This is a genomic window from Sinimarinibacterium flocculans, assembly GCF_003201205.1.
GTDB lineage: Bacteria > Pseudomonadota > Gammaproteobacteria > Nevskiales > Nevskiaceae > Solimonas > Solimonas flocculans.
Window position 1 is genome coordinate 1 of sequence record NZ_QICN01000017.1, and the last position, 25282, is coordinate 25282.

25 protein-coding genes and 2 pseudogenes are annotated in these 25282 nt (G+C 64.8%); 6 read left to right on the forward strand and 21 right to left on the reverse strand.

What is annotated here, in order from left to right:
- The coding region (locus C8D93_RS19555) for an IncC plasmid conjugative DNA transfer DtrJ family protein (protein ID WP_146216677.1) at positions 1-184 on the forward strand (184 nt) is incomplete at its 5' end.
- Between the two features lies 1 nt (position 185).
- Here the strand turns inward: C8D93_RS19555 and C8D93_RS19560 are convergent.
- The 9 genes and pseudogenes from C8D93_RS19560 to C8D93_RS19600 all read right to left on the reverse strand — a co-directional run.
- Positions 186-1025 (reverse strand): annotated as a pseudogene (locus C8D93_RS19560) (hypothetical protein); the annotation flags it as partial.
- Positions 1021-1422, reverse strand: a pseudogene (locus C8D93_RS19565) (transglutaminase-like domain-containing protein); the annotation flags it as partial. The pseudogenes C8D93_RS19560 and C8D93_RS19565, both read right to left, overlap by 5 nt.
- Before the next feature lie 470 nt (positions 1423-1892).
- Complete coding sequence (maiA, locus tag C8D93_RS19570; RefSeq protein ID WP_110266933.1) at positions 1893-2537, reverse strand: maleylacetoacetate isomerase; 645 nt, start codon at positions 2535-2537, stop codon at positions 1893-1895.
- Positions 2534-3877 (reverse strand): MFS transporter, encoded by a 1344-nt coding sequence (locus C8D93_RS19575; RefSeq protein WP_110266934.1) that lies wholly within the window; start codon positions 3875-3877, stop codon positions 2534-2536. The genes maiA and C8D93_RS19575 overlap by 4 nt, the downstream gene beginning before the upstream one ends.
- Before the next feature lie 7 nt (positions 3878-3884).
- On the reverse strand, positions 3885-4367 hold the full coding sequence (locus C8D93_RS19580) for an aromatic-ring-hydroxylating dioxygenase subunit beta (protein WP_110266935.1): 483 nt from the start codon (positions 4365-4367) through the stop codon (positions 3885-3887).
- The gene (locus tag C8D93_RS19585; RefSeq protein WP_110266936.1) at positions 4364-5626 is read right to left on the reverse strand and encodes an aromatic ring-hydroxylating dioxygenase subunit alpha; all 1263 of its coding nucleotides are present in this window, start codon (positions 5624-5626) and stop codon (positions 4364-4366) included. Before C8D93_RS19585 ends, C8D93_RS19580 begins: the two co-directional genes overlap by 4 nt.
- Positions 5627-5644: 18 nt before the next feature.
- Complete coding sequence (locus C8D93_RS19590) at positions 5645-6340, reverse strand: fumarylacetoacetate hydrolase family protein (RefSeq protein WP_110266937.1); 696 nt, start codon at positions 6338-6340, stop codon at positions 5645-5647.
- A 50-nt stretch (positions 6341-6390) separates the two neighbouring features.
- Positions 6391-7440, reverse strand: a complete 1050-nt coding sequence (gene gtdA / locus C8D93_RS19595) for a gentisate 1,2-dioxygenase (RefSeq protein WP_245904025.1) — start codon at positions 7438-7440, stop codon at positions 6391-6393.
- Between the two features lie 10 nt (positions 7441-7450).
- The gene (locus C8D93_RS19600) at positions 7451-8434 is read right to left on the reverse strand and encodes a 2Fe-2S iron-sulfur cluster-binding protein (protein ID WP_170124142.1); all 984 of its coding nucleotides are present in this window, start codon (positions 8432-8434) and stop codon (positions 7451-7453) included.
- Positions 8435-8588: 154 nt separating this feature from the next.
- Between C8D93_RS19600 and C8D93_RS19605 the strand changes: the two genes are divergently transcribed.
- Complete coding sequence (locus tag C8D93_RS19605) at positions 8589-9797, forward strand: CaiB/BaiF CoA transferase family protein (protein ID WP_110266939.1); 1209 nt, start codon at positions 8589-8591, stop codon at positions 9795-9797.
- Positions 9798-9805: 8 nt separating this feature from the next.
- A complete protein-coding gene (locus C8D93_RS19610; RefSeq protein WP_110266940.1) occupies positions 9806-10735 on the forward strand; it encodes a hydroxymethylglutaryl-CoA lyase in 930 nt (309 codons plus the stop codon).
- Here C8D93_RS19610 and C8D93_RS19615 read toward each other — a convergent pair.
- Entirely contained in the window at positions 10725-11630 is a 906-nt protein-coding gene (locus tag C8D93_RS19615; RefSeq protein ID WP_110266941.1) for a LysR family transcriptional regulator, read from the reverse strand. The two genes, C8D93_RS19610 and C8D93_RS19615, sit on opposite strands and share 11 nt — an antisense overlap.
- Positions 11631-11782: 152 nt before the next feature.
- On the opposite strand from C8D93_RS19615, the gene C8D93_RS19620 reads away from it, so the two are divergent.
- The 3 genes from C8D93_RS19620 (at position 11783) to C8D93_RS19630 (ending at position 14757) form a co-directional block, all read left to right on the forward strand.
- Positions 11783-12103, forward strand: a complete 321-nt coding sequence (locus C8D93_RS19620; protein ID WP_110266942.1) for a non-heme iron oxygenase ferredoxin subunit — start codon at positions 11783-11785, stop codon at positions 12101-12103.
- 34 nt (positions 12104-12137) lie between these two features.
- The gene (locus tag C8D93_RS19625; protein WP_110266943.1) at positions 12138-13664 is read left to right on the forward strand and encodes an aldehyde dehydrogenase family protein; all 1527 of its coding nucleotides are present in this window, start codon (positions 12138-12140) and stop codon (positions 13662-13664) included.
- A 70-nt stretch (positions 13665-13734) separates the two neighbouring features.
- On the forward strand, positions 13735-14757 hold the full coding sequence (locus C8D93_RS19630) for a 2Fe-2S iron-sulfur cluster-binding protein (RefSeq protein ID WP_110266959.1): 1023 nt from the start codon (positions 13735-13737) through the stop codon (positions 14755-14757).
- Positions 14758-14817: 60 nt separating this feature from the next.
- Here the strand turns inward: C8D93_RS19630 and C8D93_RS19635 are convergent, their stop codons facing one another.
- From C8D93_RS19635 to C8D93_RS19685, 11 genes are read right to left on the reverse strand one after another with little or no spacing between them, the layout of a single operon-like run.
- Complete coding sequence (locus C8D93_RS19635) at positions 14818-15684, reverse strand: fumarylacetoacetate hydrolase family protein (RefSeq protein ID WP_170124143.1); 867 nt, start codon at positions 15682-15684, stop codon at positions 14818-14820.
- Positions 15685-15699: 15 nt separating this feature from the next.
- Positions 15700-16317: a glutathione transferase GstA gene (gstA, locus tag C8D93_RS19640; protein WP_110266961.1), complete on the reverse strand. Its 618-nt coding sequence runs from the start codon at positions 16315-16317 to the stop codon at positions 15700-15702.
- 26 nt (positions 16318-16343) lie between these two features.
- Positions 16344-17159, reverse strand: a complete 816-nt coding sequence (hcaB, locus tag C8D93_RS19645; RefSeq protein ID WP_110266962.1) for a 3-(cis-5,6-dihydroxycyclohexa-1,3-dien-1-yl)propanoate dehydrogenase — start codon at positions 17157-17159, stop codon at positions 16344-16346.
- A 30-nt stretch (positions 17160-17189) separates the two neighbouring features.
- Positions 17190-17762: an aromatic-ring-hydroxylating dioxygenase subunit beta gene (locus C8D93_RS19650; protein WP_110266944.1), complete on the reverse strand. Its 573-nt coding sequence runs from the start codon at positions 17760-17762 to the stop codon at positions 17190-17192.
- Between the two features lie 16 nt (positions 17763-17778).
- Positions 17779-19146, reverse strand: a complete 1368-nt coding sequence (locus C8D93_RS19655; protein WP_110266945.1) for an aromatic ring-hydroxylating dioxygenase subunit alpha — start codon at positions 19144-19146, stop codon at positions 17779-17781.
- Entirely contained in the window at positions 19143-19766 is a 624-nt protein-coding gene (locus C8D93_RS19660) for a 2-hydroxychromene-2-carboxylate isomerase (protein ID WP_110266946.1), read from the reverse strand. The genes C8D93_RS19655 and C8D93_RS19660 overlap by 4 nt, the downstream gene beginning before the upstream one ends.
- A gap of 8 nt (positions 19767-19774) precedes the next feature.
- The gene (locus C8D93_RS19665) at positions 19775-20602 is read right to left on the reverse strand and encodes a DODA-type extradiol aromatic ring-opening family dioxygenase (RefSeq protein WP_110266947.1); all 828 of its coding nucleotides are present in this window, start codon (positions 20600-20602) and stop codon (positions 19775-19777) included.
- Between the two features lie 24 nt (positions 20603-20626).
- Complete coding sequence (locus C8D93_RS19670) at positions 20627-20887, reverse strand: hypothetical protein (protein WP_110266948.1); 261 nt, start codon at positions 20885-20887, stop codon at positions 20627-20629.
- Position 20888: 1 nt separating this feature from the next.
- Entirely contained in the window at positions 20889-21881 is a 993-nt protein-coding gene (locus tag C8D93_RS19675; RefSeq protein ID WP_110266949.1) for a dihydrodipicolinate synthase family protein, read from the reverse strand.
- On the reverse strand, positions 21881-23194 hold the full coding sequence (locus C8D93_RS19680) for a DUF1329 domain-containing protein (protein WP_110266950.1): 1314 nt from the start codon (positions 23192-23194) through the stop codon (positions 21881-21883). Before C8D93_RS19680 ends, C8D93_RS19675 begins: the two co-directional genes overlap by 1 nt.
- 37 nt (positions 23195-23231) lie before the next feature.
- The gene (locus tag C8D93_RS19685; protein ID WP_110266951.1) at positions 23232-25271 is read right to left on the reverse strand and encodes a DUF1302 family protein; all 2040 of its coding nucleotides are present in this window, start codon (positions 25269-25271) and stop codon (positions 23232-23234) included.
- Positions 25272-25282 lie beyond the last annotated feature (11 nt).

Consider the following 25282-nt stretch of genomic DNA (forward strand, 5'->3'; position numbering starts at 1 on the left):
ACGCGAATCGGGGTTCATCTATCACCGCGCCAGGGCCAGCCTGATTCCGCTGGCCGTACTGCCTTGGGTGACTTACCTGGCACTGCCGGTCAGCGTGAACCCGCTGCTGATCCTGCTGCCCAGCGCCGCATTGCTCGGCGTGGCGGTGTGCATTGCGGCGGCGACGTTCAAGAAGTATCTGTAGATCACTCCGGCTGCCAGGCGCAGTCTGCCCAGTGCGTTTCGTAGCGTTTTACGAAGTCTTTCATCTCCCGGATGTTGACGGCAGGTTCGCGGCAGGCCCGGGCGCAGGTAGAAACGACATCCCGGTAGAACTCCGGAGCGACAGTCCTGATGCCGTCATAATTCATAAGCAAGTCCGGAAGACGCTCCGTGATATTTGCTCCGCGAGGTGCCATCACAATGCTCGGGGGCTCTCCATACGTATTGATCAACACGTATCGCCAGCTTGGGTCTGCGGCTCCCTGGCGAGGGACAATCTCACAGGGACGTGCGTCTCCGCCTTTGGAAATGGCTTCGTAGACCTCCTTGATGGCCTGGGGTTTGTGGGCCACCAGGACATAAGGCCCGGCCCCTACATAGCCACCCATGCGTTCGTCGTATTCGATGCCGAGCAAGTCTTCCAGGTCAAAGCGTGCATGTCGGTCCAGGGGAGCCTTTCCTGAGGTGAACCATTGAAGTTCCCGCAGGGTGATCCCTGCACACTTGGCAACGTCGGCAGGCGAATTGGGCCAGCACGCCACGAGGTTCTTGGCGATTTCGGCTGCGTTGTCATAGTCACTGTCGGCCCAGAAATCATCATCCTCAACGATGTCCTCCGGTGCCTTCTCACCTGTCACCAGCCAAGTCCTGCCATCGAACCCGTCGAGATTGAAATAACGGGGCTGATCGGGCGGCAGAGAGGTCTCCCAGGACGACATCCATGGGCCGGGTTCCCAGTCGAGCCCACCTGTCACTGTTGGCACCGGTACTTGCGCCGGTAAGGCCAGCCACTGCTGGATTCTGTCCTCGACCTCGCGGCTACTTGTTGAAGTAAACGGCCAACCCCTCGCTACTCCGAAAGCGATGGAAGTCGCCCAGTTCGTTTCGCGCGGCAGAGGAGATAATCCTAAAAGCAACGTAATTTTCGGAGTTGTGAAACAGGTTCCCTTTTTGGGCATCGGCTAACTGCCAAGAGCCATCGACGTAAACTTCGGCCCAGTTGTGATAGTCAGTCGCCTGCGGAACGAAGCCGCGATCGCTGACATAACCACCGAGGACGCGGGCGGGGAAGCCGTTGGCGCGGGCCAACGCAGCGACCAGATAAGCGTACTCGGTGCAATCACCACTGCGCTGCCGCAGCGCGTGTCGCGCACCGAAGTCTGCGGCGGTGAAGCCTTCATAGCGCAGGTTACCCTTCACCCACTCGTAGATCGCCTGGACCGTTTGACGTGACGTGACGAGTCGCGATGCAGGCTGCGCGCAAGACTCACGATCTCCGGGGCGTCAGCGTCGATATAGGGGTCGGCGTCTCCTACGTCGTGCAAGGCCTCGGCACGCCGCCGATCGCGCAAACCACGCTTGACGATTCGAGCCTGAACTACGGCGCCAACGGCCGTGCAGTGGGGCTACCGGACGAGGTGCTGCTGCGCTGGGCCGGCTGGGCACACAAGCCTCCGGACTGCATCGCCCGGACTGGGGGCGCTGGCATGAGCTGCCACCCTATGGCGACGACCCGCAAGGCCGCGCCAAGATCCGCCAGGGCATCGAGTACTACGCCGAAAACGGTCGCAACCCGGGCTGAGGTCGGCCGAGGCCGCTGGCCGCGGGCGCAGTCGAACGATCTGTCGCGGAATCGCGATGCACTCGAAGTTCCCCGGTCAGGAACATTCAGAGCAGGCTGCCGGCTCGCATCACTCCGCGTCCGATTGATTCGCTGGATGCGCATCCTGGAAAGCCTTCAGAGCGTTGCAGGCCTGCTCGATGCACCGCAGGGTCGGATAGGCGTCCAGCGACATGCCGAAACGCTCCGCATTGAACAGTTGGGGCACCAGGCAACAGTCCGCCAGGGTCGGTCGATCGCCGAAGCAAAATGCTCCGCGGCGCGGCGATGTGGCCAGCCTGCTCTCCAGCGCTTGCAGCCCGAGATCGATCCAGTGGCGTATCCAGGTCTGCTTCTGCTCCTCCGACAGGCCCATCGGTCCGGTCAAGTACTTCAGGACGCGCAGATTGTTTAGCGGGTGGATGTCGCAGGCGACGGCCAGCGCGATCTGCCGGACCCAGGCGCGGTCCGCGGCGGCGGCTGGCAGCAATGACGGTTCAGGATGGCGCTCATCGAGGTACTCGATGATTGCCAACGACTGCGCGATGCGCTCGCCACTATCCTCCAGCACCGGTACCAGCGCCGCGGGGTTGGTGGCACGAAACTGCGCCCGGAACTGCTCGCCCCCATCGCGCGTCAGATGCACTGGCAGGTGTTCGGCGCGCAGGCCTTTGAGGTTCAGCGCAATGCGGACACGGTAGGAGGCGGAACTGCGGTAGTAGGTGTGGAGTTTCATAGAGGCAGGGTTCGGGGGACGTAGTCAGGATCCCGGGCACGCAGCCGCGCCAGGCCGAGGATCGCCGCGGCCGTGATCAGCGCCGGAATCGCGCAGGCCAGCACCAGCTGGTCCGGGGACCATCCCCAGCCCAGCAGCACGCCACCCAGCAGCGGACCGGTGACCGAGCCTGTGCGGCCTATGCCCAGAGCCCAGCCCACACCGGTCGCGCGGATCGCAGTTGGATAGGTCTCGGCAGCCAGGGCGTTGAGGCAGAATTGCGCGCCGACCACGCCCGCTCCGGCCATGAAGATCGCCGGCATTGTTAGCCGCGGTACCGCGGTCACGTTGGCCAGCGCCGCCACGATGCCGCCGACCAGCACGAAGGCCGTTCCCAGGGTCCGGTAGGGCCCATAGCGTCGCACCAAGGCGGCCAACAGGATGCCACCGCCGATCCCGCCCAGGTTGAGCAGCGACGAGGCAAGGATCGCGAGGCTTAGCGAGTAGCCGGCGAGCGTCAGCAGGGTCGGCAGCCAGTTGACCATGAAGTACATGACGAGCAGATTCATGAAGAACGCGGTCCATAGCAGCACGGTGACCTTCGTGCGGGAGCCGCGGAACAACTCGCGCAGCGGAAATCCCGGCTCTGGCGGTTCGCCGGCAGTGACGCTCCGCAGGTCATGAGGCCTGCGCGGGTCCAGCCGTTCCAGCACGCGCAGGAGTTCACGGCTACGCGCGCGCCGCAAAAGCAGGAACCCGGGCGACTCCGGCAGGCGCCAGGCCAGCACCAGCGCCAGCAGCAGCGGCGCAGCGCCACCCAGCAAGAAAAGCGACGGCCAGCCTAGGCTTGGAATCCACAGCGCGCTAAGCACGCCACCGAGGATCGAGCCCAGCGGGAAGCCGCAGAACATCAGCGTCACCAGCATGGTACGCAGGCGCGCCGGGGCATACTCGGAGGTCAGCGCGATCAGGTTGGGCATCGCGCTGCCCAGGCCCAGCCCGGTCAACAGGCGCAAGGCGAGCAATTGACCGGGCGTCTGCGCCCAGGCCGTCGCCAATGCGAACGCCCCAAACAGCAAGGTCGAAACCACAATCGTCCACTTGCGCCCCCAACGGTCGGCCAGCGGCCCGCCGATCAGAGCACCGGCCATCAGGCCCAAGAGCCCGGCGCCGAACACCGGTCCCAACGCCGACGGCGCCATACCCCATTGCTCAGTAATCGCGGGCGCGACGTAGGCGATGACCTGGGTATCGAAGCCGTCGAGCAGGGCCACCAGAGCGCACAGCGTCGCAACTTCGAACTGCAGGCGTCCCAGCGGGCGTGAGTCGATCAGCTCGGTGATCCGGAGCACACCGGTCATGAATTTCCTAGATTGGGTAGATGATCGCGTTGGGGATCATTTCGCTGTCGTAGATGCAGGACCGCGACGCGAACTTCAGCGCACCCTCCACCCTGACCACCTCGTCCAGGTAGCGGCCGACATTGAACACCGTGCTGAGTTCCCCAAGCTTGGTGCGGAACACCGCGTAGTTCGCCTCCAGAAACCAGCGCCCGCCGTCCACCGACAGGACGCGCGGCAGGCTTACGACATGCCGCTGGTAGTAAGGATCATGGAACAGGGTCTCGCGGATTCCGTAGACGCGATCCTGCAGCATGCCCTTGCTATGGAAATGCAGCGTCGCCAGCGGCAGCCCACGCTCATGGTTTTCGCGCGGCTGCAGCTTGTAGATGCAATCCTCGGTGAAGAACTCGGGCCAGCGGTCCCAGTCGCCCGCATCGATGGCGGCCGTGTACTCTGCGTAGAGCTGCAGCAGTTCGGTGTAGGCCTGCGCTTCGAGTGCCTGATTCATACGCCCATCACCCGGCGCCAGTATTGGTACATGCCCCGGATCAGCGTCTCCGAGGCAATGTTGGTTGCCTCCTCACTGCCGTGCCCACCCATTTCCAGCAGGCATTGCTGGTCGGGCTTTTCCTGGAATCCCATCTGCGAGAACTCGATGACCTCGCCGTCGTCCGCTGAGACATAGCCGGACGGGCCGAACAGGTTGGCCTGCAGCAGGCGGCGCTGGATCATCTCGTCGTTGTCGTCTTCGAAAGCGAAGTGCGTCCACACGAAATCGAAGACACCGGGCCCGCGCGGCTGGATGTGCCGCATCGATAGACTGTTGACCTGCTGCTGGATGATCAGGCTCGGGAACAACGTCAACATCACCGCAGTCGGGCCCTTCCACCATTCCTCTGGCACGATGTCGAGCTGGCGCGGGTCACGCAGGCTCATGTCGGCCTTGTAGCTGGTCACGCCGGAGACGACGTCTCCGGCCGGCTTACCGACGCTGCGTACGCCGATCATCGCAGCGTGGCGCTTGTGCGCATCCATCTTCAGCGAGGTCTTGCTGTCGGCGCGCCACAGGCCGAAGGTCACGAACCAGCTGTGCAGCAGCCCCGGGTGATACGGATCCTTGATGTTTTCCTGCATCAGCTTCCAGTTTCCCGGGATACGCTGTCGGTTGTAGCCGAGAACCTTCAGCTTGCGGCCGTCGAAAACGCGGTCGAAGTAGGACAGGATCGTCGGACCGAGGTAGTCCTCGAGGGATTCCACGGAGTGGTCGAAGCTGGCAAACACCACGCCGCCGCGCACCGCGACCTTGAGCGAGGTCAGGCCGCGGCCCTCCATCTGGAAGTCCGCCGGCATGCCGCCGCTGAGCTGGCCGTCCTGGCGGATGCCGCGGCGATAGGGAATGCCGCGCAACTTTCCTTCCAGATCGTAGGCCCACTGGTGGTAGGGGCAGACGAACTCCTTGCGGTTGCCCTGGCGCTCGCGGCAGAACTGCGCGCCGCGATGGGCGCAGACGTTCTCCAGCACGCGCACGCTGCCGTCCTGCGCGCGCACCATGATCACCGAACGCTCGCCCACGGCCGAGCGGCGAAAGTCACCCGGGTTCGGAATCTCGGCTTCGAGGCCGATGTAGCACCAGTGGCCGGCGTAGTAGAAGCGCTCGAGTTCGCGGCGATAGGTGTCCGGATCGGTGTAGACCCAGTAGGGCACGCGGTGCACCCCGTCGCCCGGCCAACTGAGCGACGAAGGTAGCGTGATGGCGGTGTCGTTCATGGCGGTTCTCCTGTGCGCTCAGCTCGCCACGCGTACCTGGATTTCGCCTAGACCGTCGATCCGTCCCAGCATCAGGTCGCCGGCGACAACCGCGCCGACACCTTCCGGCGTGCCGGTCATGATCAGATCGCCCGGCTGCAGGGTCTCGAACTGCGACAAGAAGGCGATGCACTCCGGCACGCTCCAGATGAGCTTGGCGATGTCCGAAGCCTGGCGCGGCTGGCCATTGACAGCGAGCGATATGGAAGCGGATTTCGGATGGCCAACGTCGGCGACCCGACGGATCGCTCCGATCGGTGCGGACTGCGAGAAGGATTTGCCGAACTCCCAGGGGCGACCCTTGTCGCGGGCTTCCAGTTGCAGGTCGCGGCGCGTCATGTCCAGGCCCACGGCGTAGCCGTAGACCAGCGATTCGGCCTCCGCCTGCGACACCGCCGTGCCCTGCCGGCCGATCGCCACCACCAGCTCGATCTCATGGTGGAAATTGCCGGTCATCGGCGGATATGGAATCTCCGCGACCTGGCCGTTGACGGCCACGATCGCGGAGGCGGGTTTCATGAAGAAGAACGGCGGCTCGCGCTCGTCCTGCCCCATTTCACGGGCGTGGGCAGCATAGTTGCGGCCGACGCAGAAAATGCGATTGACCGGAAATTGTTCGTCGCTGCCGGCCACCGGCAGCACATAGCCCGGCGCGGGCGAAAAAGCGTACTTCACCAAAACTCTCCTCGAGTGCTGTGAATCGGGTTGTGACCGTGGAAGGGCCATCAGGCCTTCTGCTCGCGCCACAGACCCAGCAGTCGCTGGACCGGGCGGTCGGAATAGCTGAACAGGATGGTTTCGCAAGCCGCCTGGAGACGCAGTTCATTCCAGGACGGGACGACGAACACGTCGTTCTCGCCGAAACGCAGTTCGGTCTCGCCGATGCGCGCCACGCCGCCGCCCTGCAGGCAGACAAAGATGCTGCTGTCGGTACTGCGGCAACCACGGGTCTCGAAGCCGGCGGGCAGCAGTTGCGCCGCCGCGCCGATCGTCGGCATCGGCGAACCTCCGGTGGCCGGGTTGACGTAGCGCAGCTTGTAGCCGTGATGCGGGTCGATGTCGCCTGCGGCGATCCCACGCAGCGCCTCACGCGTCCGGGCGTAGGGATAGACGAAGACCTTGGTCGGATCCTGGCGCTGCGGCTCGAAATCCACCGGCAGCATGTTGTACCCGTAGCGCGCGAGTGCATCGCCCTCGCGCCGTGTCAACGCTTGCTCGTCCTGCTCGTTCTTTTCGGCGAAGCCGGCGTCGAGCAGTTGCACGATCGGGATATCGAGGCCATCGAGCCAGATCACCGGCTGCGTGCCGGAGTTTCCGTGATCGTGGAAGGTCCAGGCCGGCGTGATGATGAAATCGCCGCGGCGCATCGTCGTGCGCTCGCCATCGACCGCGGTGTAGGCGCCCTCGCCCTCCAGCACCAGGCGCAGCGCCGACTGCGTGTGGCGATGCGCCGGCGCGACTTCACCCGGCAGGATCAGCTGCAGGCCGGCATAGAGGCTCTGGGTGATGCGCGACTGCCCGCGCAGGCCGGGATTCTCCAGCACGAGCACGCGGCGCTCGGCCTCGTGCGCGCTGATCAACCCGCCGGCTTCAAGCAGGTAGGCGCGGGCCTGCTCGTAGCGCCACAGTGCCGCCTGTGCCGGGCTTCGCGGCGTCGGTGGCACCAGCGTACCGAGCACTTCCCAGAGCGGCGTGAGGTGGTGGCGGTCGATGCGCTCGTAGTACCGACGGCGGGCATCGAGGCCGGCGGAATCGATCATGGCAGCGGAGGTCATGGCAGCCTGGTTAGTTCCCGGTGATGTGAAAGGGTTCGGCGTAGATGCTCGGTTCCGCCATCTGCTTCTCACGCAGCGTGCGCACCGTCGCCTCCACCGCGTGCGGCGATCCGAAGACGTAGCCACGCCAGCCCGCAAGGCTGGGGAAGTCCGCCGCGATCACGCTCGTCAGCAGGCCGCGCCTCATGCCACGGTCGATAGATCCGGCGGCGACCACGATGTGCGCACGCGCCGCCGGCAACTGCTCCAGGACCTGCGCCAGTTCGTCCTGGCCGTAGACATCCTCCCGACAGGTGAACCCCAGGTAGATCTGCAGCGGATTCTTCATGCCTGCGGCGGCAATGCCGCGCAGAATCGACAGCGTCGGCGCGAGGCCGGTGCCGGCACCGACACAGAGAATGGGATCTTCGTTGCGCGATCGCAGGAAGGTGATCCCCAGGGGCCCACGCAACTTGAGCATGTCGCCGGGCTTGAGCTCTCCGGAAAGGCGGGCGGAAGCACGGCCGCCTGGATGGAGACGCACGTGAAACTCCAGTTCGTTGCCCGGCAACCCGCACATCGAATACGGACGCGCAAGGCCGCGCTCGAATTCCAGCTCGACGTACTGTCCCGGGGAAAATGACAGCGGCGACTGTGGCCGGACCCTCAACCGCAGGGTGTCGCGGCACAGCGGCGCCACCGCCACCACCTCGGCCTTCATCGTGCGCGCCGGATGAACTACCACATCTTCCGGCGCAGGAATCTCGATCACACAGTCTTCGGTCAGCACGCTCTGGCAGGCCAGCACGCAGGACGATCCCGGAACAGACGATGGCCGCATCTGCCGCGCCGGCCCCACGACCTTGCCGTGCAGAAGCCGGCAGCGACAAACGCCGCAGCGTCCGTCCTTGCAGCTGTGCGAGATAGGAACCTGGTTGCCCAATAGCGCGTCCAGCAGGGTCTCCCCCGCCTGTACTTCCAGGACACGCCCGCTGGGTCGCACCACCAGTTCCACCCTCGCTCTCCTCTGATCCACTTTCATTGCAGAATCGGAGATGCTCCACCATAAGTAAATCGTATGGGGTGAATGATGCAGTTCACTCTCGTGAATGTTGCGCCCGGAGGATCGCGGGCTAGTCTGCGCACTCCAACATCGACAGGGATCAACGATGAGCAGCGACGCACGCACCGACCCGCCGCCTCTGACAGGACTCAAGGTTCTCGAATTGGGACAGCTGATAGGCGGTCCCTTCGCCGGCAAGGTCCTCGGCGACTTCGGCGCCGAGGTGATCAAGATCGAGCCGCCGGGACAGGGCGACCCGCTGCGCAACTGGCGCCTGCTGCGCAACGGCACCTCGGTCTGGTGGCAGATACAGTCGCGCAACAAACGTTCGGTGACGCTGGACCTGCGCCAGCCCGAGGCGCAGGACATCGCGCGACGGCTCGCGGCAGAGGCCGACGTGTTGATCGAGAATTTCCGCCCCGGGGTGCTGGAGGACTGGGGACTGGGATGGAAGGAGCTATCGGCGCTTAACCCGGGCCTGGTGATGCTGCGCATCTCCGGTTATGGCCAGACCGGCCCTTACCGCGACCGTCCGGGCTTTGGCGTCATCGGCGAAGCCATGGGCGGCCTGCGCCACCTCAGCGGCGAGCCCGGACGCCTGCCGGTTCGGGTTGGCGTCAGCATCGGCGATACCCTGGCCGCACTGCACGGCGTGATCGGCATACTGCTGGCGCTGTACCACCGCAAGGTCAACGGCGGGGCCGGCCAGATGATCGACGTGGCGCTGTACGAGGCCGTGTTCAACTGCATGGAGAGCCTGCTATCGGAGTACAGCGCCGCCGGCGTCATCCGTGAACCAGCGGGCAGCGCGCTGCCGGGTATCGCACCCAGCAACGCCTATCCCTGCAGCGACGGCCACGTCCTTATCGCCGGCAACGGCGACAGCATCTTCAGGCGGCTGATGGAGACGATCGGCCGCCATGACTTGGCGCAGGACACGGCACTAGCCAACAACGAAGGCCGTGTTGCGCGCGCCTCGCAACTCGATGAAGCGATCGGCGGCTGGACCCGGCTACGCCGCGTCGAGGAGGTACTGAGGGAACTGCAAGCAGTAAGCGTACCCTGCGGCCGGATCTACTCCGCCCGAGACATTGCCGAGGACCCACAATACCGTGCACGCGGCATGATACAGACCGTGACCACGCGGGACGGCGACATGCTGGAAGTTCCGGGCATCACCCCCCAGCTCTCGCTGAGTCCTGGCGGAATTCGCCACCCCGCGCCACGGCTAGGCGAGGACACCGAGGCCGTGCTGGCCAGCCTTGGGATCGAGGGCGAGCGCCTTTCTGCCTTGCGCGGGGCGCGCATCGTATGACCCATGCAATGAATCCGCGTCCCCGCATCCACCTCACCGAGGTCGCCCCGCGCGACGGCCTCCAGGCCGAAGCCTGCTTTGTGCCCAGCGCCGACAAGATCGCGCTGATCGACATGCTGTCGCGCAGCGGCCTGGCCAAGATCGAAGTCACGTCCTTCGTATCGCCCCAGGCCATCCCGGCGCTGGCCGATGCGGACGCCGTGCTAGGCACGATCCATCGCGCGCCGGAGATCATCTACACGGTCCTGGTGCCGAACCTGCGGGGAGCCGAACGCGCACTGCCATTGCGGCCGGACGAATTCAACCTGGTGATGTCGGTCAGTGAGAGTCACAACCGTGCCAACCTGCGACGCAGCTGCGAAGAGTCCTTCAGCGCCTTGCGCGAGGTCGTCGCCCTGGCACGCACGGCCGGCATCGCCATCAACGTCTCGCTATCCACCGCCTTCGGCTGTCCTTACGAAGGTGAGGTCGCTCAGGCACGTGTGCTCGACTGGGCATGGCAGTTCTTCGATCTCGGCGTGGACAGCATTGCGCTCTGCGATACCACCGGCATGGCCTACCCCGCCCAGGTGTCCACGATCTGCGCCGCCTGGGCGCGACGATGGCCGCTGGAGACGCTGACACTGCACTTCCACAACACCCGCGGCATGGGCCTGGCCAACGTGCTGGCCGGCGCAGTTGCAGGCGTCAGGCGCTTCGACGCTTCGCTGGGCGGATTGGGCGGCTGCCCGTATGCGCCGGGTGCCACAGGAAATGTCTGCACCGAGGACGTCGCGCACATGCTGGAACTGCAGGGCTACGATTGCGGCATCGACATCGACATCCTGCTCACCGCTTCCGAGAGGCTGCAGAAGCTGGTCGGCCACGAAGTACCCGGTCAGATCCTCAAGGCCGGACGGCGCCTGGAACGACGCCCCGCGGCCATCGTCAATCGGTAAACAGCTCGAACATCAATCGCCGCAGCCACTGGTTGGCCGGGTCGCGATGCAGCTTGGCATGCCAAAACAAGTCGATGGAGTGATCCGGCAGTTTGACCGGATGCGGCACGCATGTGAGCTTGAAGGGACCTTCGAGGCGTTTCGCGAGACGCTCCGGCAGAGTCGCGATCAGGTCGGTTTCCTGCAGGATATGGCCCATCGCCACGAAATGCGGCACGGACAACTGTATCCTGCGCTCGGCGCCCTTGCGGTCAATCAGCTTGTCAATTTCTCCGTGACCGGTGCCATGGAGCACCACCACGGCGTGTTTCGCCGAGTAGAAATCTTCCTTGCTGACGATCTTGCGCTTGGCCAGCGGATGCTGGTTGCGGAACACGCAAACGAAGCGCTGACGAAACAGGCGCTGGCGGAAGAAGCTGCCCTGCAGCTGCGGCAGCAGGCCGATCGCAAAATCCGCGCGGCCGCTCTCCATGTCGTCCTTCAGGTTTGCCGGGTTGTGGCGGATCGTCGACAGGGTGACGCCCGGCGCCATCTCCGCGAGCCGGTTCAGCAGCGGCGGAAGGAAATAGATCTCGCCGATGTCGGTCGCCGCAATGGTGAAGCTGCGCGTGCTGGTCGCCGGTTCGAACACACTCTCCTGGCTCAGCGCGCTCTTGATCGTATCGATCGCGTAGGCGATCGGTTCGGCCAGATGCAGCGCACGAGGCGTGGGTTCCATGCCGTGAGAGGTACGAAGGAACAGGTCATCGTTGAGCAGCTTGCGCAGGCGGTTAAGCGCATTGCTCACCGCTGGCTGCGAGACACCCAGGCTTTCGGCTACGCGCGACACGCGCCGCTCGATTACCAGCTGGTTGAACACAAGCAATAAGTTCAGGTCGACCTTATTCAGATCCATGGCGCCTCCATTTGAACCCGATGCGCGCCGGACCGACATTCAGTGGAGTGATGAGGTCCATTACTCTCATTCTATTGAATGATGCTCCGTCGTTCACGATCCTTTCGCAACAGCTAACGGACCAACGGTCGCGAATCGGAGCGCGCAGTTCAATGACAAGAAAGATACGGCTTTGCAGCAGGGCCGATGTCCCCGCGAGCGGCATGATGCCACTGGACATCCCCGGCCTTCCGCCGCTTGCCGCGTTCGATGTCGGCGGCGAGATCTACGTCACCAGCAACGTCTGCACCCACAACGTCGCCTTGCTGAGCGACGGCTTCTTCGAGGGCGACACCATCGAGTGCCCCCTCCACGGCGGCTGCTTCAACGTGAGAACCGGCGAGGCCACGCAGTTCCCCTGCGAAGTGCCGCTGCAGACCTTCCCGGTGATCGTCGAGGGCGACGATCTCTATACCGAAATCAAGGATCGCTGACGGACAAGCCGCCAGCCGAACGAGGAGACCACGAATGACCAAGAGCGAACCCCGGAACCGCAGCGGCGATGCCGCCCAGGCAGCGAAGCACTTCCAGAAGGAGTATGGCCACTTCATCGGCGGCAAATGGGTCCAGGGTGCCAGCGGCGAGCGGATCCCGATGATCAACCCCGCCAACGGCCAGGTCCTGTCGCACATCCAGTCCGGCAACGCCGAGGACGCGCGCCGTGCAGTCGACGCCGCCGCGCAAGCCTTTCCGGCCTGGTCGCAGACACCGCGCTCCGAGCGTCAGCGCATCCTCTACGAGATGGCGCGCCGCCTACGCGTGCGCATGGCCGACTACGCAATGATGGATTGCCTGGACAACGGCAAACCCGCGATGGAAGCGATGCATTTCGACCTGCCGATGGCGATCGAACAGTTCGAGATATTCTCCGGAGCCCCTTGGTTCCTGCATGGCCAGTCGATCGACGCACCGAACACCCTGGGCATCGTGCTGCGCGAACCGCTGGGCGTCGTCGCGCAGATCATTCCGTGGAACGTTCCGCTGATCATGATGGCTGCGAAGCTGGCGCCGGCGCTGGCTGCTGGCAACACCGTGGTGCTGAAGCCCTCCGAGATCGTCTGCCTGTCGGTGCTGGAGTTCTTCCGCGAGATGGCAGATCTTCTGCCGCCAGGCGTGGTCAACGTCGTCACCGGATATGGCCCCAGCGTCGGTGAGGCACTGGTGACGCACCCGAAGGTGCGCAAGGTCGCCTTCACCGGCTCCCGTCCGACGGCACAAAAGCTGATGCAGTACGCCAGCGTCAACATCATTCCGCAGACCATGGAGTTGGGTGGCAAGTCCGCCAATATCGTCTGCGAGGATGCCGACCTGGATGCCGCCGCCGAGGGCGCGGCGATGTCGACCGTGCTCAACAAGGGCGAGGTCTGCCTGGCTGGTAGCCGCGTGTTCGTGCACGAAAAGGTCAAGGACGTGTTCCTCGACAAGTTCACTTCCCTGCTCAAGCGTGTAAAGGCAGGAGACCCGCGCGAGCCGACAACGCAGATCGGCCCGCAGGTCTCCAAAGCGCAGTACGACAAGATCATGGGCTATCTCGAACTCGGCCAGCAGGAAGGGGCCAAGCTCGCCGCCGGCGGTCGCAAGGCCACCCCGCCCGGATTCGAGGATGGTTTGTTCATCGAGCCCACAGTGTTCTTCGACGTCGACAACAGCATGCGCATCGCCCAGGAAGAAATCTTCGGGCCGGTCAGCTGTGTCATCGGCTTTCGTGACGACGACGAAGTCGTGCGCATGGCCAACGACTCGGTCTACGGCCTCGGCGGCGGCCTGTGGACCAAAGATCTCTCCCGTGCCCATCGTATTGCGCGGGCCCTGGAAACCGGCACGGTCTGGGTCAACCGCTATTACAACTTCCTCGGCGGCATGCCAATCGGCGGCTACAAGCAGAGCGGTTTCGGCCGCGAATTTGCCGCCGAGGTGATGAATCACTACACGCTGACCAAGAGCGTGATCATCAACCTTGCAGAAGGTCCGATCGGCGTCTTCGGGCAGCAGTAAGCCTCCCTTCTCCCCCATGGGCGGCCGCGCGCGCAGTGTCGACGCCGGCCGCCTTTTCTATTCCATACACATGGCCAGGCACCTGATTACCCTCGAAGCCAGCGGTCAGAGCTTTCCTTGCGATGCCGGAGATACGGTGCTGCGTGCCGCGCTGCGCGCCGGAATCGCCTTCCCCTACGAGTGCAGTTCCGGTGGCTGCGGCTCCTGCCAGTTCGAAAGGGTTTCCGGAGACCTCGAGGAATTGTGGCCTCAGGCCCCGGGCCTCACGCCACGGGCCCGCGAGCGCGGGCGGCAGTTGGCCTGCCAAACGGTCCCCAGGGGTGACTGCACACTGCGCGTCCGGCTCAAGCCGGACTGCCAGCCGTCGCTGCGACCCACGCGGCGGCGTGCCACCCTGGTGTCGAGAACGCGGCTGACTGCCGACATGGCCGAGTTCAGCTTCCGCGCAGGGGAGCCAGCGGACTTCCTGCCCGGCCAGTACGCCTTGCTGGACCTACCAGGCGTCGCCGGCGCCCGCGCCTACTCCATGTCGAACCTGCCGAACGACGAGGGCCTCTGGCAGTTCGTGATCAAGCAGATCGGTGCCGGTCGCGGTGGCATGGCCCTGTTCGAGTTCCTGCAGCCCGGCGACACGATCGGTCTGGATGCCCCCTACGGCATGGCACACCTGCGCCTGGGCAATGACCGCGACATCGTCTGTGTCGGCGGCGGCTCGGGCATTTCGCCACTGCTGTCGATCCTGGCCGCTGCGGCGCGCGCCCCGGAGCTGGCGTCACGGCGCCTGCTGCTGTTCTACGGTGGCCGTACGCCGGCAGACCTCTGCGCGCCAGCCCTGCTGGCGCGCGACGAGGCGCTGGCCAGAAGGGTCGAGTGCGTCACCGCGATCTCCGACCCAGCGTATGCCGGGGCCTGGGAGGGCCAGCGTGGCTTCGTGCACCAGGTGCTGCAGGGCTGGCTGGAGTCGGCAGGCGATGCCAGCGGATACGACTACTACTTCTGCGGCCCGCCGCCGATGACGGACGCGCTGCAGCGACTACTGATGCTGGAGAAGCGCGTGCCGACCGCGCAGCTGCACTTTGACCGCTTCGTCTGAGCGGATACACCGCGCCGGCAAGATGCCGACGCGGTGAATGGAGACGAGCCTTCTGTCCGATCAGGCGTAGCGGTCCGCCACCTGGATGCTGAACCGGCCAATCTGCGCGATCTCCGCATCCACCCGGTCACCGGGCAGCAATGGCCCCACCCCTTCCGGCGTGCCCGTGAAAATCAGATCACCCGGATGGAGCGTGTAGAAGCTGGACGCATACTCGATCAGGCGCGGCACATCGTAAATCAGCTGCCGGGTATTGGCCGACTGCCGCAGCGCGTTGTTGACCCAGAGGCGCAGGTCCAATACCCCGGGATCCGGGATTTCGTCGCGCGTCACCAGCCAGGGCCCGCAGACCGCATAGGTGTCCGGCGACTTGCGAAAGCTCTGCAACTCGGGGCCTCGGATCGTGATGTCCAGACCGATGGCGTAGCCGGCGACGTAGTCCAGAGCCGCCTCACGGGACACCTGGTGGCAGCGTCGACCGATGACCACCGCCAGTTCCACCTCATGATCATTGCGGCGGTCGGGAAAGCGCAGGCGAATCTGTTCGGAGGGACCGATCAGCGCACTGCTGGCCTTCAGGAACAGCCCCCAGTCCGAGATGCTCCGGGTCATGTCACGCCCATGCGCGATCGCTGCGTCCCGGCTGGTCTCTTCGATGTGCGCCCTGTAGTTGATCGGCGCATTGACGATCTTGCCGGGATTGGCCACCGGGGAATCCATCGCCAGGCCATCCAGCGGCAGGCGCGGCGCGGTGGGCAGCAGCTCCGACACCCGCTCCAGCACGGCGTCGAGATTCAGAATCAGGGGATCGCCCTGTGCCAGCGGCCAGTGCTGCAGGGGAATCACGGCCAGCGCCGGCGTCACGTCCAGCACCCCGTCTCCCACCAGAACTCCCAGGCAATTGCCGTTGAATCGACAGAGTTTCATGCCATGCCCCGCCGCTCAGGCCATGTCCTTCAGCAAGCCCTCCGAGCGCAACGCGGCTTGCACCGCTGGGCGAGCGGCAATGCGCTGCTGGTACTCCCCGATCACCGGCCAGCGGCCAAGATCGAAGCCAATGAAAGCGCCCCATCCGTTGACCGTGAACAAGTAGGCGTCGGCGACCGTAAAGCGATCGCCGACGAGATAGGCACTGCCGCGCAACTCGTCGGCCAGCCAGAGGTAGCGCCGCTCCAGCGCGGCGGTTGCAGCCTGGCGTTGTTCGGCGGTGCACGCAGGGTTGAACAACGGGCTGTACTGCTTGTGCAGTTCCGTGGAGATGAAGTTCAGCCAGGCCTGCAGCTGGTAGCGTTCGCGGCTGCCAACCGGCGGCGCCAGTCGCAGTTCCGGATTCTGGTCCGCGACGTACTGCAGGATCGCCGGCCCTTCGGTCAGTACCGAGCCGTCGGCAAACTGCAGAGCCGGCACATAGCCCTTGGAATTGATCGAGAGGTAGTCGCCGCCGGAGGCGGTCCGGCGGTTGGCGAGGTCGACCTTCTCCAGTTCGAACGACAGGCCTGACTCGCGCAGGGCAATGTGCGGCGCCAGCGAGCAGGCGCCGGGACTGTAGAACAGCTTCAACATGGTTTTTTCCCTATGTGATGGGGTTACAGGTTCTCGCCGCCGCAGACATTCATGATGCCGCGTACGCCAAACCCGCCGTCGCTGTTGATAACGACGCCGGTGATGGGCGCCGCGTTGTCGCGCGAGGCCAGCAGGACGTAGGGTCCGCAGGTCTGTGCCGTCGTCGGCGCCATGCGCAACGGCGTGATACCGACGATCATCTGGTCGAAGTCGTCGATCTGATTGAGCGCTTGCTGCGCGGTGCCGGTCGCGGCCAGGCCGCTCAGGTTGGTGCGCAGGCCGCCGGGAGCGACGCCGTTGACGCGCACCTTTGGCGCCAGCTCATGCGCGAGCTGCCTGACCAGGCCTACCAGCGCATGCTTGGACGCGGTGTAGATCGGGCCGCCGCCGCCGGCGTAGAAGCCGGCATTGGAGATCGTGAAGATGATGCTGCCCCGAGTCTTCAGCAGCTCCGGCAGCGCGGCCCGGGCACCGAGCAGGCCGCCCTTGACGTTGACCGCGAACAGTTCATCGAAGGCTGCGGAGATCTTCTCCGGCTCCAGCTGCGGCAACGCCTGGAAAAAATCAAAGATACCGGCGTTGGCGATGAAAGTGTCCAGCCGGCCGAAGCGCGCGGTGGTCCGTTCCACCACGCGGGCATTGTCCGCCCAGGTGGCGACGTCACCCGTCACGACCTCGACCTGATCGCCGAACTCGCGCCGCAGTTCGTCGCCGCGCTCGGCACTGCGCTCCAGCACGCCGATCTTCGCGCCCTCCTTGATGAAGCGCTCGACCAGGGCCCTGCCCAGGCCGGAACCGCCGCCGGTGACGATCGCCACATTGCCTTCAAGCCATCCCATGCTTCGCTCCGCCATGTTGTTTCCCGCCCGTCAAAGGATCATCACCAGGTTGCGGCCTGCCACCGAGCGCTCGTCGAAGTCGATGCGCCGCTGCACCAAGCGCAGCGTGCCGAAGGGGCAGCGCCGCAGGACGTCCTCCCGGCAGTACACGAACTGGTCGATCTCGTAGGCGCGGCGCGTGCGGACCGCCAGGCAATTGCTGCGCGCCGCGATCTCGCCGGCCTTGCCGGTCTCGAACACCTCGATGTTTGTCACCAGGCGCCGGTAGCGCTCCGGCGGATCGACGCGCCATTGCATGCCGCTGTGGAACTGTTCGACACGCGCCTTGAGGAAGTCATAGTCGTCGTCGTACATGAAGACTTCCGCTGGCTGTCCATAGCGCTTTTCCTTGCGGAAGCGCAGTTCCCTGCTCACCACCATGTAGCGGATCGTCGGATCCACGATCTGCTCCAGCCAGTCGGACAGACGCTCGGTGTCGAGCAGCCGGGCCTCGCGGTACAACAGCCGCTCGGCCTCGCGCCAGATCGCGTCCGGCGCGTACTGTTCCTGCGGCACAGATCCGGCCGGGTCTGGTTTCACCGCTAGCGTTGCATCGTTTGCCATGTTGGGTCTCCGGGGTTCAGGCCGCTGCCGCGACGGAAGCCGGCTCGGACCCCGCCTCGATCAGCTGCCGCTTCCACTGCGAGTCGTTGGGATCCATGTCGTGCCAGCTCTTCGCCGACATCACTTCCTGGTAGAAGCGGAAGTAGCCGCGGTAGGAGGTCTCGCCGATGGCCGACTCGCCGACCACGCCCGGCAGTTCCGGGTCCTCGCGGTCGCCGCCGATGCCCATTTGCGCGTTCATGAAGCCTTGGCGCGTGACATAGCCACGTGACAGCTGGCTTTCCGATTCCATGTTGTCGTTGTCGTCCGCTTCCCAGTAGCCCGCCACGCCGAAGGTGCGGTGCATGGAGTTGGCGATGCGCTGCTTGAGCTCCGCGGGCATGTCCTTCTCCACGATCGCCCAGGTGAAGCACTCGGTGCGATCGGGCCCGTGCGGCTGCCAGACCTTGAACAGGTTGGATCCCCAGAGGTAGGTATTGTTGGGAAATATCGAGCCATTGATGTGCGAACCGTAGTAGCGCGCACGCAGGGCGCCCACCGCTTTCTCGATCCCGGGGCGCTTGCGGGCCTGCCAGGCGAGCAGGTCGGCGGCCAGCTTGCCGTCGTGCGCGCCCGGGGCGACGTCGTAGAGGATGCCCAGGCCATGGCCGTAGCGCGTTGCCACCTGCAGGCCGGCGCCCTCCGGCGGCAGACCCGCGTTGCCGGCCATCGGCGCCAGCATGCCGCCACCAGCCTTCAGCGCGGCGGCGTGGGTCCAGCCGACGTGATAGGCATCGCCCACGAAGTTCTCGCTCGGCGCCTTCCAGTTGCAATGCACCATCGAGCGCCCGGGCGGTCCGATCAGCTCGACGCCGCCGCTGGCCTCCATCCAGATATCCAGGTACCAGCGCGCATCCCCCAGGTAATCCTCCAGGCTCGGCGCGGCCGCATCGAAGCAGCCGTAGACGAAGCCGTGATAGCTCTTGACCTTGGCGACCTCGCGCAGGCCATGCGTGGACTTGTCCAGGCGCCCCTTGTACAGCTCTTTCTCGAACGGCACGGACTGCAGCGAACCATCCGATCCGTAGGACCAGCCGTGGTAGTTGCAGACGAAGCCGCGCGAGTTGCCCGCCTCGACCGGGCACAGGCGCGCGCCACGATGACGGCAGACGTTGAGGAAGGCCTTGATGCCCCGATCCTTCTGTCGCACGACGATGACCTCGTCCTGTCCCATGCGTGCGGTGACGAAGTCGCCCGGATTCGGGATCGCGCTCTCATGCGTCAGGAACAGCCAGCAGCGCGCGAAAATCTGTGCCATCTCCTGCTCGTAGATGTCGCGATCATGGTAGATGCGCGCGCTCTGCAGGCCGTTCCGCACATCGATCAAGGTATTGATGGAACTCATGGTGCGTTCTCCTGAATCGCAATGTTGAAATCGGGCTGCGCGAGGTACTCCTCGAGGAAGTCCAGGCGGTCGTTGCCCCACCACATCTGATCGCCGATCCGTATCGTCGGTACCCCGAAAACACCCAGTTCCTGGGCGCGCCGGTTGCCGGCTTCGTATCGCGCGTCGGCTTCTTCCGAGCGGACGAACCCGAGGAAGTCGCCGGCATCCCAGCCGAGTTCTTCCGCGACCTCCTGCAGAAGCACGGGGTCGCCCATGTCGCCGCCCTCGCCCCAGCAGCGGCGCCAGGCGACGCCTGCATAGGACTCCTCCTGGGCCCGGTCGATGGCGTAGTACAGACCCTTGTTCATCAGCCCCGAGTCCAGCGACACCGGGAATTTCAGCGGCACGCCGTAGCGCCGCGCCCAGCGATCCATGTCGGTCATCAGGTAACGCAGCTTCACCGGGATCTTCACGTTGGGCGGGCCGCTGTTGCCGGCGGCACGCTTGGCCGCCGGCAGATCGATCGGGCAGTAGGAAATGCCGCGTCCGTAGCGGCGCGCCAGCGACGGCAGCCGCTGGTGCGCGAGGTAGGCAAAGGGACTCATGAAGTCCAGGAAGAACTGCAGCTCGCCGGACATGGGCACGCTCAGGCCGCCTTCAGTTCGGCGAAGCCGATGCCGGTGATCCACTGCGGCACCGGCTCGTAGAGCATCAGCTCCGCTCTCACCTTGCCGAGCGCCGCCATCGCGCAAATCCAGTTGCGGATCTCCAGCGCGCCATTGCCGCCTTCGCGCAGGATCTCCTCGTCGGACAGCGCGATCAGGCCCTCGACGTCGCCACGGCCTGCGAGATCGAGGATGCGGCGGTCGAAGCTCTCATTGATTCGGCCCATCTCGGCGCTGCCGACCCAGTGGCTGATGCCGCCGGTGCCGAACACCACCACACGCTCGTCGCCGCTCCAGCTGTCGATGGCGCGGCGGATACTCTGGCCGATCTGCTGCGCGCGACGGCCCTGCACCACCGGCATCACACCGCAGTTGATATACACGGGAATGGTGCGCAGCCCGGCATTGGACTTGACGCAGTAGTGATGCGGCACGGCCACGCCGTGGTCCACCGTCAGGGCCTTGGCAAAGGACCAGTCGATACCATCGTCATAGCCACTGAACAGGATGTGCTTGGCCAGCGGCTCGTTGTTCTCGATCACGCCGGTCTCGAAGCCGAGCCAGTTCTCGGCCGGCCCCTCGACATCGCCGATGCCGATCAGGCAGCGCGGGATGCAGTGCGGTCCAAACAGTGCGTAGTGATCGTCGCCGATGATGATCGCAGTGTCGGCATCAAGTTCATCGACCCGGCGCGCGATTTTCTCGAAGGCACCGAGCACGCGGTCGCGCTGCGCCGGTTCCGCCGCATCGGGAATGCTCGGGATCAAGGGGTCATGCGGCATCAGGAAGCCGCCCACTATTTCTGCCATTTCTATCTCCTTCGTAGGTCGGCCTCAGGCCGGACGGTTCATGCTCTGCATGTACTCGCCCATCGATCCAGGCCCGCGCACCGCCAGGAAGGCCATCATCAGCAGCAGCGTGCTGGTCTCGCGCCGCGCCATGGCGCCGACGTCCAGCTCGGCCAGGATGGCCCGCTCCGCTTCGTCCAGCCGGAACTCCGCTGCGTAGGTCTGCGGGCTGGCGCGGTAGCGCTCCGTCTCCACCGGGTTGGTGCCGATCTGCCACAAGGCCTTTTCCAGTGCATTGGTACTCATGTCAGGCTCCCTTGGTGTCGTATTCGCGGTGCAGCTGTGCCCAACGCCGGCCGGACTCGCGGGCGCCTTCGAGATAGGCCTCCGGCACCAGCGTGTACGGCGGCCGGGCCGGGCCCGCTCGCATCCAGCCGGCGGCGTCCATGCGCGCCTTCTCCAGGCCGATGTTGTAGAGCGAGAACTCCTTGAACGAGCCTTGCGGGAACAGGGTCTGGTAGGTGCGGCCGATGGCGCCGGTCAGCGCCTGCGCCTGGGCCCAGTCGCCGGATTTCTTCGCCCGTTCCACTTCGTCGCGCAGCCGCAGCACTGGCGCCGGGCCGCAGACTGCGCCGCTGGTCCAGAACGCGGTGCAGGCCTCCGGCGCGATACGTGCGGCGGCGTAGTAGTCGGCGTCAATCGGCAGGAAGCGGATGCGCCCTTTGGTCAGGTTCAGATCCGCCATCAGTGCGCCGATGCCCAGGTACTTCGCCGTGATGACCTGCGGGATCTCCGCGACCTGCGCCCAGAACGGCCGCGGGAAATCGAACTTGAAGGCCTCCGGGTTGGCGTAAATGCAGATCGCCGTGTCCGGACACGCCTCGGCGACGTCGCGATAGAACTGCACCGCGGTCGGCACGTCGGGCGCGCACCACATCGGCGGTCCGAGCATGACGCCGTCAATGCCGATGTCACGCGCCTCGCGAGTCTGGCGGATGGTCTCGCGCGTACCTAGGCTACTGGTGCCGCCGAACAAAGGCACGCGGCCGCGCACGGTCTCGACCAGCGTACTCAGGTAGGCGCGCTTCTCCTCCCAGGTCAGCGTCGCGCACTCGCCCAGGGAGCCCAGGGTCACGATCGCATCGACTCCGGCGGCGATCAGCTTTTCGGCCGCTCTCGCGGTTTCGTCGAGGTCAACGGTGTTCTGGACGCGCCAGTCGCCGGCGTCCGGGGTCGCGGGTGTGGGCATGATCGCCCAGCACCCACGAACCTCATCGACGGTGAGCAGCTGCCTGCCCATCAGGCACCACCGCTGCGCATGAACTGCGGGGTGAACATGCGCACTGGGCTCTTGCTGGCGTCAATCTCGGTGCGGAACTGCCCGGTTGTGCAGCGCTGGTTCTGCACATCGAACATTCCGAAGCTGTCGTAAATCGCCGCAAACTTGCCCTTGTTACTCGGCAGATGATGCTCGGTGGAGGTATGGCCGATGGTCCAGGACTTCCACAGCTTGTCGGCGCGGTCGTAGATCAGCGTGCGCGGCGCGACGAAGGTCTGCGAGTCGAGGTACATCACGCGGCGACCCACCGGCGAGGATTTGTCGACCGGCGTCATCTCCAGTTCGTGCACCTGTCGCAGCTGCCAAGTGACATTGGGGAAGCACTCACCCTGGCCGGTCATTGCAACGAACTTGTAGCCGTCTGGCTGCTCGTACTCATCCGACAGCTTCTGCTCGTTGTGGCGATACAGCGGCATCAGCAGGGTCTTGGTTCCCTTGAAGTTCCAGTTCATCTCGGCCACGCGGCCGAAGTAGCCCTCGAAGTCCTGGATCATCAGGTCGGAGCCAAGGAAGGCATCCGTGGTCTGGCTGGTCTCCAGGCGACGCACGCGGCGCTGGAAGCCCAGATACAGGTAGCCGTCGCTGGCCTTCTGGTCCTGGTCGAAAGCCAGAATCATGAGCTGCGTGTCTTGCACGTCCTGCGGGCTGAAGGCCTTGCCGTAGATGCCACGGAAGTAGTCGTTGGGATTGGGCGAGACCGCCGGGATCGGCTCCTCGGCGACGCGGTGCTTGAAGTTCAGGAAGTTGAACTGGAATTCGACGGTGCGATCCACCTTTCCGGTGGCGGCATTGCGGTACTTCCAGTAGAACGGCTTGATCTGGACGTTGTCGCCCGCCGAAAACGTGTGACGGAAATTGAACGCCAGCTTGCGACCGGCGTCGGCATCGCTGCTCGACGGCAGCTCCGGAAACGGCCGGCCGGCGCTGTAGCCTTCGAGGTTGCCGCCGACGATCTTGACCTTGCCGATGTTCTGTCGCGTCGCCTCCACGTACTTCGGATGCACCTCGAAGGAATCGGTCGGACCCACTTCGATCGATGGGTGCACACCTTCCTTCAACAGTTCGTAGGTGACCGGGTCCAGCACCGCCTTGAACTGGTCGGCGTTGTTCTTGTCGATCACGACACCGACGTCAACGCCGGGCACCGTCGGCACGCCGGCCTTGTAGGGGTAGAAGGCCTGGTTGATCACTTCGTCGGCGCTCTGCGCCAGCGCCGGAGCGGTGAACAGCGTGCCGGCGAACATCGCCAGTACGGATCGGGAGATTCTCTTCATCTTGGATTCCTCTCTGGGGTTTCTGAGCAGGGCCGGATCAGAAGAACTGGTAGCTCAGGGTGATAAAGACCTCATCTTCCTTGTCCGATGAGCCCAGGGGGCCCTGGCGGAATCGGCCCAGCGGCTCGAAGCCGGTGAGACCGATGGGGCCGGCCTCCAGCAAGGGGCCGCCGGATGAGGCATAGGCGGTAAACGGCGGATAGGGGTTGCAGTCGCGGCAGTCGTTGAACTTCTGCGCACCGTCGCCGAACTTGACGTTGGCGCCGATTGAAACCTTGAAGTTCTGCGACAGCAGGTAATCCACCGAAGGCTGCATCGCGTAGGCCCCGGCCTTCCAGTCGCGCGCCATCACGAATTTCGGCTGCAGGCGGTCCTGCAGGTACCAGGTCTGTATGAAGAGCGTGGCGATCCAGTTGTCCTTCCAGTCCGGCATGCCCACCTGCCCCAGTTGACGCTGCTCCAACTCGTGGTCGAGCAGGTGCTGGCCAAAAATCTGCAGCGAGAATAGGAAGGTGCGGTCGGCGTTCAGGAAGGGAATGAAAGTCAGGCGATCCAGGCCGACGACGTAGCGCACAACGCGCGACTCGCTATACAGGTTCGGCCGCAGGGTGTTGGGGAACTGCTCCCCCCAGGTCATCGCCGCCTCGACGCGCGCCACCGTCTTGATCGGCGCGATCGTGAAATCGAGCGAACCGCCGAGCAGCTTGACGCGCGGGAAGGCGATGTCGAAGGCGATGAGGTACGGCACTTGGCGCGGCACGGTGTTGTACTGGCCCAACCCTGGCAACAGTTCCGGCAGCTGCAGGTCCACCGGCAGCAGCAGGTTGGCAAAGGGGCTGATCGCCGGCGGACCCTCGGAGCCGCCGTGCAGGCTGGGAAGCTGCGAGCGGTACAACAGGCCGTTGAGCGAGAAGCTCACGTCGCCGAGCACACCTTCGAGCTTGGTACCGATCTGGGTGTTCGACAGCGTCCAGTTCGGCAGCTTGGCCTCGCGGATGCCGACCTGGTTGGGCCCGAAGTCCGTCGTCATGGCCCTACCCGGCTGCCCGAGGATTGGCGGCACCAGGGCAAAGTTGGACACCGTACCTCCGTTATCCCAGAGATTCTTCATGCCGCGGAAGAAGCAGCCGGCATCCAGGATGACGTTGGCGGTGCCGCATTGACCCAGGGTGCTCGGACGGAACTTGTCGAAGTTCCAGACCACCTGCCAGTTGAGATCCTGCAGGGCCGCCACCGGACCCATGCGGTACTCTGCCGTGGCGATCCACATCGGGATGCGGATGTCCTGCAACTCGTCGTAAATATTGTTGCGGGAGAAGTCGACCGGGTTGATGACGTCGAGCACGCGGAACAGATCGGTGCGGCCCCAGATGACCTGCTGCTTGCCGACGCGGAGGAACAATTCCTGCTCGTTATCGCTGAACGGCGAGAAGAACATCAGCGAAGTATCGAAATAGACCTCGCGCAGCCAGTCGAGGCGATCGCCGTCCGCGAATTCCGGGAAGCGCAGATCGTTCTCGCTGCCGTCCATGTAGCCGCTCAGGCAGCCGCGGGAATCGACGTCGCAGGGCCGTACCGGTACGCCGAAGGCGACGCCACCGCCGGGCCGATGCAGGGGCTCGCCCAGCACGATCATGCCGTCGTTGGGATTGTTCGCCAGGTCGAAGCCGAACTGTCCGAGGCCGATGCCCGGCACCCCATTGAACAAGCCGTATCCGAGGTTGTTGCCGCCAAAGGCGCCCCGCCCATGCGGCACACAACCCGCCGGGATCAGGCGCGAAGTGTCCTCGAGACAGATCGAGCCGCCAGCATCCTTGCCATACTGATCGGAGTTGAGATCGTAGACCGCGTCGTAGGTACCCCGCAGCTTGAAGGTAAACGAGTTGCCGATGAATGGACCGAAGTCATCGAACTCGCGGTTCCCCTCGAGCCTGACGGTGTTGCGCAGCTTCGACAGTCCCACGTCCTTGCGGTAGCGGGTGTCGTTCTCGAGGAAGCCATTGATGCGCCACTCGCCCAGGTACCCGGCCTGCACCGTCGGGCCATGCAGGACCATGCCCCATGCACACAAACCCATCGCAAGGCATC

Excerpts from the sequence above, each read along its gene's own strand:
- maiA (WP_110266933.1), bottom strand. The coding sequence starts at position 2,537 with ATGAAACTCCACACCTACTACCGCAGTTCCGCCTCCTACCGTGTCCGC.
- C8D93_RS19575 (WP_110266934.1), bottom strand. The coding sequence starts at position 3,877 with ATGACCGGTGTGCTCCGGATCACCGAGCTGATCGACTCACGCCCGCTG.
- C8D93_RS19580 (WP_110266935.1), bottom strand. The coding sequence starts at position 4,367 with ATGAATCAGGCACTCGAAGCGCAGGCCTACACCGAACTGCTGCAGCTC.
- C8D93_RS19585 (WP_110266936.1), bottom strand. The coding sequence starts at position 5,626 with ATGAACGACACCGCCATCACGCTACCTTCGTCGCTCAGTTGGCCGGGC.
- gtdA (WP_245904025.1), bottom strand. The coding sequence starts at position 7,440 with ATGACCTCCGCTGCCATGATCGATTCCGCCGGCCTCGATGCCCGCCGT.
- C8D93_RS19605 (WP_110266939.1), top strand. The coding sequence starts at position 8,589 with ATGAGCAGCGACGCACGCACCGACCCGCCGCCTCTGACAGGACTCAAG.
- C8D93_RS19610 (WP_110266940.1), top strand. The coding sequence starts at position 9,806 with ATGAATCCGCGTCCCCGCATCCACCTCACCGAGGTCGCCCCGCGCGAC.
- C8D93_RS19615 (WP_110266941.1), bottom strand. The coding sequence starts at position 11,630 with ATGGATCTGAATAAGGTCGACCTGAACTTATTGCTTGTGTTCAACCAG.
- C8D93_RS19620 (WP_110266942.1), top strand. The coding sequence starts at position 11,783 with ATGACAAGAAAGATACGGCTTTGCAGCAGGGCCGATGTCCCCGCGAGC.
- C8D93_RS19625 (WP_110266943.1), top strand. The coding sequence starts at position 12,138 with ATGACCAAGAGCGAACCCCGGAACCGCAGCGGCGATGCCGCCCAGGCA.
- C8D93_RS19630 (WP_110266959.1), top strand. The coding sequence starts at position 13,735 with ATGGCCAGGCACCTGATTACCCTCGAAGCCAGCGGTCAGAGCTTTCCT.
- C8D93_RS19635 (WP_170124143.1), bottom strand. The coding sequence starts at position 15,684 with ATGAAACTCTGTCGATTCAACGGCAATTGCCTGGGAGTTCTGGTGGGA.
- hcaB (WP_110266962.1), bottom strand. The coding sequence starts at position 17,159 with ATGGGATGGCTTGAAGGCAATGTGGCGATCGTCACCGGCGGCGGTTCC.
- C8D93_RS19650 (WP_110266944.1), bottom strand. The coding sequence starts at position 17,762 with ATGGCAAACGATGCAACGCTAGCGGTGAAACCAGACCCGGCCGGATCT.
- C8D93_RS19655 (WP_110266945.1), bottom strand. The coding sequence starts at position 19,146 with ATGAGTTCCATCAATACCTTGATCGATGTGCGGAACGGCCTGCAGAGC.
- C8D93_RS19660 (WP_110266946.1), bottom strand. The coding sequence starts at position 19,766 with ATGTCCGGCGAGCTGCAGTTCTTCCTGGACTTCATGAGTCCCTTTGCC.
- C8D93_RS19665 (WP_110266947.1), bottom strand. The coding sequence starts at position 20,602 with ATGGCAGAAATAGTGGGCGGCTTCCTGATGCCGCATGACCCCTTGATC.
- C8D93_RS19670 (WP_110266948.1), bottom strand. The coding sequence starts at position 20,887 with ATGAGTACCAATGCACTGGAAAAGGCCTTGTGGCAGATCGGCACCAAC.
- C8D93_RS19675 (WP_110266949.1), bottom strand. The coding sequence starts at position 21,881 with ATGGGCAGGCAGCTGCTCACCGTCGATGAGGTTCGTGGGTGCTGGGCG.
- C8D93_RS19680 (WP_110266950.1), bottom strand. The coding sequence starts at position 23,194 with ATGAAGAGAATCTCCCGATCCGTACTGGCGATGTTCGCCGGCACGCTG.
- C8D93_RS19685 (WP_110266951.1), bottom strand. The coding sequence starts at position 25,271 with ATGGGTTTGTGTGCATGGGGCATGGTCCTGCATGGCCCGACGGTGCAG.